Origin of the sequence: Streptococcus handemini, from assembly GCF_040984445.1 — a bacterium.
Classification (GTDB): domain Bacteria; phylum Bacillota; class Bacilli; order Lactobacillales; family Streptococcaceae; genus Streptococcus; species Streptococcus handemini.
The window spans coordinates 26,698-37,233 of record NZ_JBFRYH010000015.1; the positions used below are offsets into that span (position 1 = coordinate 26,698).

9 protein-coding genes are annotated in these 10,536 nt (G+C 41.6%); 1 reads left to right on the top strand and 8 read right to left on the bottom strand.

The genetic code is table 11. From position 1 onward, the window contains the following. Positions 1 to 33: 33 nt before the first annotated feature. Positions 34 to 780 (bottom strand): class A sortase, encoded by a 747-nt coding sequence (locus ABPH35_RS03705; protein WP_349988303.1) that lies wholly within the window; start codon positions 778 to 780, stop codon positions 34 to 36. Positions 781 to 784: 4 nt separating this feature from the next. After that, a complete protein-coding gene (gene gyrA / locus ABPH35_RS03710) occupies positions 785 to 3,232 on the bottom strand; it encodes a DNA gyrase subunit A (protein WP_349988304.1) in 2,448 nt (815 codons plus the stop codon). Between the two features lie 191 nt (positions 3,233 to 3,423). Between gyrA and ABPH35_RS03715 the strand changes: the two genes are divergently transcribed. Beyond that, positions 3,424 to 4,407, top strand: coding sequence for an L-lactate dehydrogenase (locus ABPH35_RS03715; protein WP_349988305.1), 984 nt, complete (start codon positions 3,424 to 3,426; stop codon positions 4,405 to 4,407). Between the two features lie 119 nt (positions 4,408 to 4,526). Here the strand turns inward: ABPH35_RS03715 and ABPH35_RS03720 are convergent, their stop codons facing one another. The 6 genes from ABPH35_RS03720 to deoC form a co-directional block, all read right to left on the bottom strand. Further along, positions 4,527 to 5,480: an ABC transporter permease gene (locus ABPH35_RS03720; RefSeq protein WP_349988306.1), complete on the bottom strand. Its 954-nt coding sequence runs from the start codon at positions 5,478 to 5,480 to the stop codon at positions 4,527 to 4,529. Position 5,481: 1 nt separating this feature from the next. Further along, positions 5,482 to 6,543 carry an ABC transporter permease gene (locus tag ABPH35_RS03725; RefSeq protein ID WP_349988308.1) on the bottom strand — a complete coding sequence of 354 codons (1,062 nt, stop codon included), beginning with the start codon at positions 6,541 to 6,543 and terminating at the stop codon, positions 5,482 to 5,484. Beyond that, positions 6,536 to 8,071 carry an ABC transporter ATP-binding protein gene (locus ABPH35_RS03730; protein ID WP_349988309.1) on the bottom strand — a complete coding sequence of 512 codons (1,536 nt, stop codon included), beginning with the start codon at positions 8,069 to 8,071 and terminating at the stop codon, positions 6,536 to 6,538. Before ABPH35_RS03730 ends, ABPH35_RS03725 begins: the two co-directional genes overlap by 8 nt. A gap of 148 nt (positions 8,072 to 8,219) precedes the next feature. Beyond that, on the bottom strand, positions 8,220 to 9,293 hold the full coding sequence (locus tag ABPH35_RS03735; RefSeq protein ID WP_349988310.1) for a BMP family lipoprotein: 1,074 nt from the start codon (positions 9,291 to 9,293) through the stop codon (positions 8,220 to 8,222). An 80-nt stretch (positions 9,294 to 9,373) separates the two neighbouring features. Continuing rightward, positions 9,374 to 9,763 (bottom strand): cytidine deaminase, encoded by a 390-nt coding sequence (locus ABPH35_RS03740; RefSeq protein WP_349988311.1) that lies wholly within the window; start codon positions 9,761 to 9,763, stop codon positions 9,374 to 9,376. Then, positions 9,750 to 10,412, bottom strand: a complete 663-nt coding sequence (gene deoC, locus ABPH35_RS03745) for a deoxyribose-phosphate aldolase (protein ID WP_349988312.1) — start codon at positions 10,410 to 10,412, stop codon at positions 9,750 to 9,752. The genes ABPH35_RS03740 and deoC overlap by 14 nt, the downstream gene beginning before the upstream one ends. Positions 10,413 to 10,536: the final 124 nt, after the last annotated feature.

The following is a 10,536-nucleotide window of genomic DNA, read 5'->3' on the forward strand; positions in this document are numbered from 1 at the left end:
TATTCGTAAAAAAGAAGGCGAATGCCTTCTTTTTTAGATTTGTACCTGATTATATTTCTTCTCAAAGTGTTTCAAAACATCTTTTGGTGTCTCATTGTAAGGAGTGCTACTTTCTAGTTTTCCTTTGACAATTGTCCGCATGGTAGCTTCTAAATCCTCACAGGTTACCAAGGTAATTTCTGTCTGACCTTCAATGTCATCAATAACTTCCACACTTTCAGGAGTTACTGACTGTACACTTGTCACGACATAGGTATAGACGTTTTGCTTATCTGTCAAATAAATCTTCATGCCTTCCTGTGCACGTTCAAGTGGTGAAAAGAGTGTCTCACTCGCTCCTGCTATTCCAAAAATATGATGACTAGCGAGAGAATAGTTCCCCTGCCCCATTTCCTGAGTTTCTTTCATCGTTCCTGCCCCATACATTAAGGCAACATTTGATAAACCTTTAAAAATAGGAAGATTGACATTTAAATCTGGAATAGCAATGCCACCAATGACAGGAAGCTGCTGCGATTCCCACTGAGCCTTCAAAACAGCTTCTGTCGAGATGGATTGCACCTGCTCAAAATCAAAAGTTGTTTCTGCCTGCTTGTTCTTCTCAATATCCGCTTCTGTCACTTTAGTAACTTGGTAGCGATTGCTATTCCAAGCAATAATCATATTGCGAATAGAAGTATTAAACATCAACGCAATGGCAATAAGGAAAAAAATACCTGCTAATAGATTTCTCCAAACACCACTTTTCTTTTTCTTACTAGAACGTCTACGATTACTCATAATCTTATTCTTCCTCTGAATCTTTAGAATCTGCAGCATCAACTAAAGCAAACGTCACAATACTTGCCTCATCGTCCAGTCGCATCACCTTCACACCCATTGTTGAACGACCAGTTTGTGAAATATTGGCTACATTGGTCCGAATGATAACCCCTGTATCCGTGATAACCATCACATCTTCATCACCTGAAACAGTTGTTAAACCTGCTAGATAACCATTTTTTTCTGCAACTTTAACGGTTTTAATTCCTTTACCACCACGCCCCTTGGTTGGGTATTCTGAAGCTGGTGTCCGTTTTCCAAAACCATTTTCCGTTAAAACAAGAACTTCTTGATTATCAGAGACAACTGCTGCTCCGACTAAGCAATCCCCTTCACGAAGTCTCATTCCCCGAACGCCCGTCGCTGTGCGACCCATATTGCGGACATCTGTTTCTGTGAAGCGAACGGCATAACCGAATTTAGATCCCATGATAACATCTGTTTGGCCGTCTGTCAAGAAAACGTTAATCAATTCATCATCTTCTTTTAGATTCAGAGCTTTCAGACCATTTTGACGGATATTGTCAAATTCAGCAACGCTAGTTCGTTTGACAATTCCTTGACGAGTGGTAAAGAAGAGATAATGTCCTTCTTCTTGCTCCTTGGTAACATTGATAATCGTCTGAATGGACTCATTTTCTTCTAACTTCAAGAGATTTACGACTGGTAATCCCTTAGCTGTGCGACCATATTCAGGAATTTCATAGCCTTTTAGACGATAGACACGCCCCTTGTTGGTAAAGAAGAGAAGGCGATCATGTGTACTGGTAGAAACCAATTCTCGAACAAAATCATCATCTTTGACCCCAGTTCCCTGAACACCACGTCCTCCACGCTTTTGAGCATGAAATTCATCCTGTGCGAGCCGTTTAATATACCCTTGATTGGATAGGGTAATCAGCACATCTGTTTCTTCAATTAAATCTTCGTCTTCAAGCGATAGGACTTCTCCTACCATTAACTCTGTCCGGCGAGGATCCGCATATTTGCGCTTGATTTCTTCTAGTTCATCTTTGATAATCTGCACAACTCGCTCTGGTTTGGCTAAAATATCTGCTAAATCTGCAATCAAGGCAATCAAATCATCGTATTCTGATTGAATCTTGTCCCGTTCCAGTCCTGTCAAACGGCGCAGGCGCATATCAAGAATGGCTTGGCTCTGACGCTCTGATAATTCAAAGCGCGCCATCAATTCTGCCTGTGCCTCTGCATCTGTTTCGCTATTACGGATCACCTTAATTACTTCATCAATATGATCTAAGGCAATCAACAATCCTTCTAAAATATGGGCACGAGCTTCTGCCTTTTCTTTATCGAACTGGGTGCGGCGAGTAACGACTTCTTTTTGGTGTTCAACATAGGCTTCCAAAATTTGACGGACTGAGAGAATCTTCGGCACACCATTTTGAATGGCCAACATATTGAAGCTAAAATTGGTCTGAAGTTGGGTCAATTTGAAGAGATTGTTCAAAATAACATTGGCTGACGCATCTCGTCTAACCTCAATCACAAAGCGAACCCCTTCGCGATTGGACTCATCACGAACAGCGGTAATTCCATCAATTCGTTTTTCTTGAACCAGACGGACAATATGTTCATGAACCTTGGTCTTATTGACCATATATGGAAATTCTGTCACAACGATGCGCTCACGACCATGACCATACTCTTCAATTTCTGTCCTGGAACGAAGAACAATCGATCCTTTTCCGGTCTCATAAGCACGGTGAATTCCTGATTTCCCCATGACCAAAGCACCCGTTGGAAAATCAGGTCCAGGCAAGACTTCCATGATGTCACGAGTTGTCGCATCTGGATTGTCAATAATCAAGTTCACCGCTTCAATCGTCTCACCCAAATTATGAGGAGGGATATTTGTCGCCATCCCAACGGCAATACCTGTTGTACCATTGACCAATAGATTTGGAAAACGGGCAGGTAGAACCTCTGGCTCCCGTTCACTAGCATCATAGTTATCAGCAAAATTCACCGTATTCTTGTTGATATCACGCAACATTTCCAAGGCAATTTTATTCATACGTGCCTCGGTATACCGCTGTGCGGCTGCTCCGTCCCCATCCATCGAACCGAAGTTTCCATGCCCATCTACGAGCATATAGCGATAACTCCACCACTGAGCCATCCGCACCATGGCTTCATAAATGGCACTATCACCATGTGGATGGTATTTACCCATGACATCCCCGGTAATACGAGCTGATTTCTTATGTGGTTTATCTGGTGTAATGCCCAATTCATTCATTCCATACAGGATTCGGCGATGAACAGGTTTCAGACCGTCTCGTACATCGGGAAGAGCCCGAGCAACGATGACGCTCATTGCATAGTCAATGAAACTGGTTTTCATTTCGCTGGTCAGATTTACATCTACTAAATTCTTATCATGCATTAAATCTGTCTCTTTTCTCTAGAAAGTATCTACTATATTATAACATATTGTGAAGAAATTTTCTTGTTAGCGCCTTGAAATGTAAACATTTTCAAATCACCTTTCACAAGTGACAAAGAACATAAAAAGTGCTAGAATGATAGATGGTCGGGACATAGGTCCCCAAATAAAACTAAGGAGATGTTTAGAAGATGACTGCAACTAAACAACATAAAAAAGTAATCCTTGTCGGTGACGGTGCTGTAGGTTCTGCTTACGCGTATGCGCTTGTCAATCAAGGTATTGGTCAAGAGTTAGGTATTGTCGATATTAACAAAGACCGCACACAAGGTGATGCAGAAGATTTGAGTCACGCTCTCGCTTTTACTTCACCCAAAAAAATCTACTCAGCTGAATACTCTGATGCACATGATGCAGACCTCGTTGTTCTGACAGCAGGTTTGCCACAAAAACCAGGTGAAACTCGTCTTCAATTGATCGAGAAAAACCTTCGTATCAACCAACAAATTGTCAGTGAAATTGTCGCATCTGGTTTCAATGGAATCTTCCTTGTCGCTGCTAATCCAGTTGACATTCTGACTTACTCAACATGGAAATTCTCAGGCTTCCCTAAAGAGCGCGTAATCGGTTCAGGTACTTCACTTGACTCTGCACGTTTCCGTCAGGCCCTTGCTGAAAAAATTGGTATCGACGCACGTTCTGTCCATGCTTATATCATGGGTGAACACGGTGACTCTGAATTTGCCGTATGGTCACATGCTAACGTCGCAGGTGTTAAATTATACGATTGGTTACAAGATAACCGTGATATTGACGAGCAAGGATTGGTAGACTTATTTATCTCTGTTCGTGATGCTGCTTACTCTATCATCAACAAAAAAGGTGCAACTTACTATGGGATCGGTGCAGCGCTTGCTCGTATTACCAAAGCAATCTTTGATGATGAAAATGCGGTACTCCCTCTTTCTGTTTACCAAGCAGGTCAATATGAAGGCGTTGAAGATGTCTTCATTGGGCAACCAGCTATTATTGGAGCACATGGTATCGTTCGTCCAGTAAATATCCCATTGAATGAAGCTGAATTACAAAAAATGCAAGCCTCTGCTAAACAATTAAAAGAAATCATGGACGATGCCTTTGCAAATCCAGAAATCGCAGCTTCTATTAAAAATTAGTCTGGACATTATGAACAAACTCTACGTCAACCAGGTCATAAAGACAGGGTTGGCTTTTTTGGTTCTATAGAAAATATAGAAGAAGGAGTTGAGCAAAACCGCTCAACTCCTTTAGTTTGTTATTTTGATTTAATATAGTTGACACCATCTGCTTTTGGTGCGACAGCTTTGCCAAAGAACGCTGCAAGTGCCACTACCGTAATGAGATATGGCGCAATTTGAAGATAGACATTTGGTACATGTGATAGACCAGGAAGTTGTCCACCGATAACGGATAAACTCTGTGATAAGCCAAAGAATAGACTCGCTAACATCGCACCGATTGGATTCCATTTACCAAAGATCACTGCTGCGAGGGCAATAAAGCCTGAACCTACAATTGTGGTTGCTGAGAAGTTAATATTAACGGTTTGGGCGCTAACAGCTCCCCCAACTCCTCCAAGAAAACCAGCTATTAGAACACCCGCATAACGCATAGCGTATACATTGATTCCCAAGGTGTCTGCTGCCTGAGGATGTTCACCCACTGAACGTAGGCGCAAACCAAATTTCGTCTTATAAAGGACAAACCAAGATACAAAGGCCATAGCAATGGCCACATAGCCCATTAAGCTGGTATTCTTAAAGAATAGATCACCAATCACTGGAATTTTTTCCAAGACTGGAAACGAAAATTTACCAAAAGATTCTGGAATACTGTCTGTCTGCCCCTTATTATAAAGCACTTTAACCAAAAAGACTGAAAAGGCTGGCGCTAAGAGGTTTAAAACAGTACCTGACACGACGTGATCTGCACGGAAATTGATTGTTGCGGCCGCGTGAATAATCGAGAAGAGCAATCCTGCAATTCCACCGACTAAAACAGCTAATAGTGGGGTTGCTTTGCCAAAGCTACTGGCAAATTCCAAATTGAAAACGACACCTGCAAAGGCACCAATCACCATGATTCCCTCGAGTCCCACATTGACGATTCCTGCACGCTCTGAGAATACTCCTCCAAGACTGGTAAAAATCAGCGGAGCAGAATAGATCAGCATCTGCGAAATTAAAAGCGTTACTATTGTCAAATTCATATTAGTTAGCTCCTTTCGCTTTTTTGTTCCGTTTCAATAATTGTTCAAAGACAAATTTCACACCGACAAAGAAGATGATAGAGGCTGTCACGACGTTAATCAATTCAGGTGGAATTTGTGCCTTGACCATACCAGGCGCCCCGATTGATAATAAGCCAAACAAGAAGGCTGCTAAGGGGATACCAAGTGGTGAATTGGAAGCAAGTAGGGCAACGGACATTCCGTTAAAGCCGATATCCAAATTTCCCCCCTGCGTATAGACATTTTGGAAGGTTCCAAGTCCTTGTACTGCTCCACCAAGACCTGCTAGAGCACCGGAAATAATCATGGATAGGATAATGGTTCGTTTTGCTGACATTCCTGCATAATCTGAAGCAGTTGGATTCAACCCTACAGAGCGGATCTCAAAACCAAGCGTTGTCTTAGTCAATAAGAACCAAATAAGGAGGACGGCAATAATCGCAAAGAAAATACCAATATTCATCCGTGAATTATCTGTTAAGGCACGGAGCCATTCGGTTTGGTAAGAGGCATTCGCAGAGATATTGATACTCGAGTCCTTGTTTTTCATCAAATCTGCCGCAAAAACATTACGGATGATATAGTTACTAGAATAGAGCAAGATATAGTTCATCATGATGGTCACAATAACCTCACTCGTTCCCAGATAAGCCCGCAAAATTCCTGGAATCGCACCTGCAATTCCGCCTGCAATCATAGCAATGATAATGGTTGCAAGAATTAACACAGGTCTTGGTAAATCTGGATTTTCAAGAGCAAACCAGCCAGCAAATAACCAACCTACAAGCGCTTGCCCTGATAAACCAACGTTGAAAAATCCTGCTCGACTCGCAACCGCAAATCCAAGTGCTGTAAAGATTAAGGGCGCCATCGCTCGAAAAATTTCACCAATTGATTTGACAGAGCCAAAGGCAGAATAGAATAATTCTTCATAGCCCCAAAGCGGATCATAGCCGAACACCAACATAATAATCGCTCCTAGTAGCAATCCAGATACGACTGCTAACAAAGGCAGGGTGATATTTTGTAACTTCTTAGGCATTTGCTTCCTCCTTTTCAAGCTTTCCACCAGCCATTAAGAATCCTAATTCTTGTTTATTGGTCTTGGCAGGATCAACAATACCATGAATCACGCCATCGTGAATAACCGCAATACGATCAGACACATCTAAAATTTCGTCCAACTCGAAACTGACAATGAGAACTGCTTTTCCTTTGTCCCGTTCTGCAATCAAGCGTTTCCGAATATACTCAATCGCACCAACATCTAAACCACGAGTCGGTTGGCTAACAATTAACAAATCAGGGTTGCGATCAATTTCACGGGCAATAATTGCCTTTTGCTGATTTCCTCCAGAAAGGGCTTTAGCTGGAACAACTTCACTAGCACCACGAACATCAAACTCTGCCATTAAGTCACGTGCTTGTTGATTAATGGTATCGTAATTTAAAATACCATTTTTGGAAATAGGCTCTTTATAATAGGTCTGTAAAGCGATATTTTCTGCCACGGTCATTTGTAAAACTAGTCCATCCCGATGACGGTCTTCTGGTACGTGACTGACGTTCATCTCTGTAATCTTACGGGGAGTTTTTCCGACAACATCCTCACCTTTAATCAAAATCTGTCCAGACTTAACCTTACGAAGGCCAGTAATTGCCTGAATTAACTCGCTTTGCCCATTTCCGTCAATCCCTGCAATCCCTACTACTTCTCCAGCTCGTACATCAAGCGATAAGCCTTTTACTGCTGGAATGCCACGGTTTTCATTAACTTCCAAATTTTTAATGGAAAGAATTACTTCTTTTGGATTGGCAGGAATTTTCTCTGTCTTAAAGGATACCGAACGTCCAACCATCCATTCTGCCAAGTCTTCATTACTTGCCCCAGCAACTGCAACCGTCTCGATTGATTTTCCACGGCGAATAACCGTAACGCTATCTGCAACTGCACGAATTTCGTCCAGTTTATGGGTAATCAAAATAATAGATTTTCCTTCTTGAACGAGGGCTTTCATAATTTTTAGCAATTCAGTGATTTCAGCTGGCGTTAAAACTGCAGTTGGTTCATCAAAAATCAATAAATCAGCACCACGATAAAGTGTTTTTAGAATTTCTACACGTTGTTGAGCACCAACTGAGATGTCTGCTACCTTTGCAGTTGGATCAACATCTAAACCATATTTGGCAGATAATTCTTTAATCTCTTTGATAGCTTTTTTAATATCAATGATACCGGCTTTGGTCGTCTCACTTCCCAAAATAATATTTTCAGCTACTGTAAAGGCATCAACTAACATAAAATGCTGGTGCACCATACCGATACCTAGATGAGCCGCCTTAGAAGGAGAATCAATGGTAACCACTTGGCCATTGATAGCAATTTCGCCACTTGTAGGTTCGAGTAGGCCAGCAAGCATATTCATCAAGGTTGATTTTCCAGCACCATTTTCTCCTAAAAGGGCATGAATTTCTCCACGTCTGACATTCAAATTGATGTGATCATTTGCCACAAAATCCCCAAAGATTTTTGTGATTTCTCGCATCTCAATGACATAATCTTTTGTCATAATCTTCTTCCTTTCAGACTATTATTTTTTGTCAGCAAAACCTATCAATACCGAGACCGATAAGCTTTGCTGAGAGAAAATAATTCTTCCTCTCAACTCCTAAAACGGCGACCGAGTCAGGTCGCCGTTTCGGATGACACATTACTTGTTATTTTTTCTCAGGTGTTTCTGGAACTTCAACTTTCTTGTCTAAGATGTCTTTCTTAGCAGCAGCTACTGCTTCAGATGCTTCGCTTGAAAGGTTTGTTTCAGCCAAGTCTACACCTTTATCAGCAAGTGAGAATGTGATGATTTCTCCACCAGGGAATTCACCTTTAAGTGCTTTGTTGGCAAGATCTTTTACAGACGTACCAACTTGTTTCAATGTTGATGCAAGAACAAAGTTTGATTCTTTACCGTCTTTAGAAGTATATTTACCTTCTGCTGATTGGTCACGGTCTACACCGATTACCCAAACTTTATCTGCTTCGTTACGAGTTTCGTTTTCTGCTTTTGCAGCAGCAAATACACCGTTACCGGTACCACCTGAAGCATGGAAAATAACGTCTGCACCTGCAGCGTATTGAGCAGCAGCAAGGGTTTGACCTTTTGCTGCATCCGCAAATGAAGCTGCATAATCAACGGTAATCTTAATGTCTTTGTTTACTGATTTTGCACCAGCAACAAATCCAGCTTCAAAACGGTCAATGATAACCCCTTCAACACCACCGATGAATCCAATGTGGTTAGTCTTAGTAGCTTTTGCAGCTGCTACACCTGCAAGGTAAGATGCTTCATGGTCAGCAAATCCAACGCTTGCCACGTTCTTTTGATCCTTTACAACGCTATCTACGATAACATAGTTTGTGTCAGGATTATTTGGTGCTACTTCAGCAATCGCATTTTCCAAGGCAAAACCGATACCAAATACAAGATTGTAACCACCTGAAACAGCTGAATCAAGGTTTGTTACGTAGTCAGATTCGCTACCAGATTGGAAGTAAGTATAACCAGCGTCTTTCTTGAGACCATTTTCGTCCCCCCAAGCTTGCAATCCTTCCCAAGCAGATTGGTTGAATGAACGGTCATCAACGCCACCAACGTCTGTAACAACTGCTGCTTTTACTGCTGAATCTTTTTCTGATGTTGAAGCAGCATCATTTTTTGCTGCGCGACTTCCACAAGCAGCAAGAGCCAAAGTTGCAAGTGTTGCAACGCCTAAACCAACAAGTTTTTTGTTCATTTCTGAACCCTCCTAAAAATTCTTTGTGCAACTTTCGTTGCAAAATGGAAATGATACAGCCAAACGGCTGCCTTACAAACTTACGTTAAGTCTGTAAAAGAATACGGAAGTAACTCCCCGACTGTCATCTCGACTGTCGATTTATCTTTAGCAACCAATGTTACTTTTAAATCCTGATCAAAAAATTCTGCCATGACTTGACGGCATGCGCCACAAGGGGAGACTGGCTTTTCTGTTTCACCGTAGACGATGAGTTCCGAAAATTCCAAGACACCCTCTGAAACAGCTTTAAAAATCGCTGTGCGCTCACCACAGTTGGTCAATCCGAAGCTGGCATTTTCAATATTAACGCCTGTAAAAATCTGACCATTCTTGGCAACTAACACAGCTCCAATGGGAAAATGAGAATAGGGTACGTAGGCTTTTTTACTAACTTCAATAGATAAATCAATTAAATCAGTAGTCGCCATCCGCCTGCTCTCCCTTCATAATTGCTACACCCGAAGAAGCTCCGATACGAGTCGCACCAGCTTCAATAAAGGCTTTGGCATCTTCGTATGAACGTGCACCACCAGAGGCTTTTACCCCCATATCTGGCCCAACTGTTTTTCTCATCAAGGCTACATCTTCTACTGTTGCACCACCTGTTGAGAAGCCAGTCGATGTTTTCACAAAATCAGCCCCTGCTTCTTGTGATAATTGACAGGCTTTGACTTTTTCCTCGTCAGTCAAAAGACATGTTTCGATGATGACTTTCACCAACTTATCACCACTTGCTTCCACAACCGCTTGAATATCCTTCAATACTGTGTCATAGTCTTGTGATTTTAAGGCGCCAACATTGATGACCATGTCAATCTCATCTGCTCCATTTGCAATGGCGTCTTTCGTTTCAACTGCTTTTACAGCTGATGTATTTGCTCCCAAAGGAAAGCCGATAACGGTACAAACTTTTACGTCTGTCTCTTTCAACTCCTGTGCTGAAAGAGCTACCCAAGTTGGGTTGACGCAGACGCTTGCAAAGTCATATTCTTTTGCTTCTGCGATAATCGCTAAGATTTGTTCTTTGGTAGCATTTGGTTTGAGTAGTGTATGATCGATGTATTTATTTAATTTCATGTTTATAATTCATTCCTTTCGTTTCACTCAAGGCACAACACTAAATGAAAATGTGTTGTGCTCTTTATTTTGCTCTATAATATAAAATGAGAAGGCCAATCACGACTACAAATCACGGGGAGGA

Bases quoted from the DNA above. Each gene is read 5' to 3' on its own strand.
- ABPH35_RS03720 (WP_349988306.1), bottom strand. From the start codon at position 5,480: ATGAATTTGACAATAGTAACGCTTTTAATTTCGCAGATGCTGATCTAT.
- ABPH35_RS03705 (WP_349988303.1), bottom strand. From the start codon at position 780: ATGAGTAATCGTAGACGTTCTAGTAAGAAAAAGAAAAGTGGTGTTTGG.
- ABPH35_RS03740 (WP_349988311.1), bottom strand. From the start codon at position 9,763: ATGGCGACTACTGATTTAATTGATTTATCTATTGAAGTTAGTAAAAAA.
- gyrA (WP_349988304.1), bottom strand. From the start codon at position 3,232: ATGCATGATAAGAATTTAGTAGATGTAAATCTGACCAGCGAAATGAAA.
- ABPH35_RS03715 (WP_349988305.1), top strand. From the start codon at position 3,424: ATGACTGCAACTAAACAACATAAAAAAGTAATCCTTGTCGGTGACGGT.
- ABPH35_RS03735 (WP_349988310.1), bottom strand. From the start codon at position 9,293: ATGAACAAAAAACTTGTTGGTTTAGGCGTTGCAACACTTGCAACTTTG.
- ABPH35_RS03730 (WP_349988309.1), bottom strand. From the start codon at position 8,071: ATGACAAAAGATTATGTCATTGAGATGCGAGAAATCACAAAAATCTTT.
- ABPH35_RS03725 (WP_349988308.1), bottom strand. From the start codon at position 6,543: ATGCCTAAGAAGTTACAAAATATCACCCTGCCTTTGTTAGCAGTCGTA.
- deoC (WP_349988312.1), bottom strand. From the start codon at position 10,412: ATGAAATTAAATAAATACATCGATCATACACTACTCAAACCAAATGCT.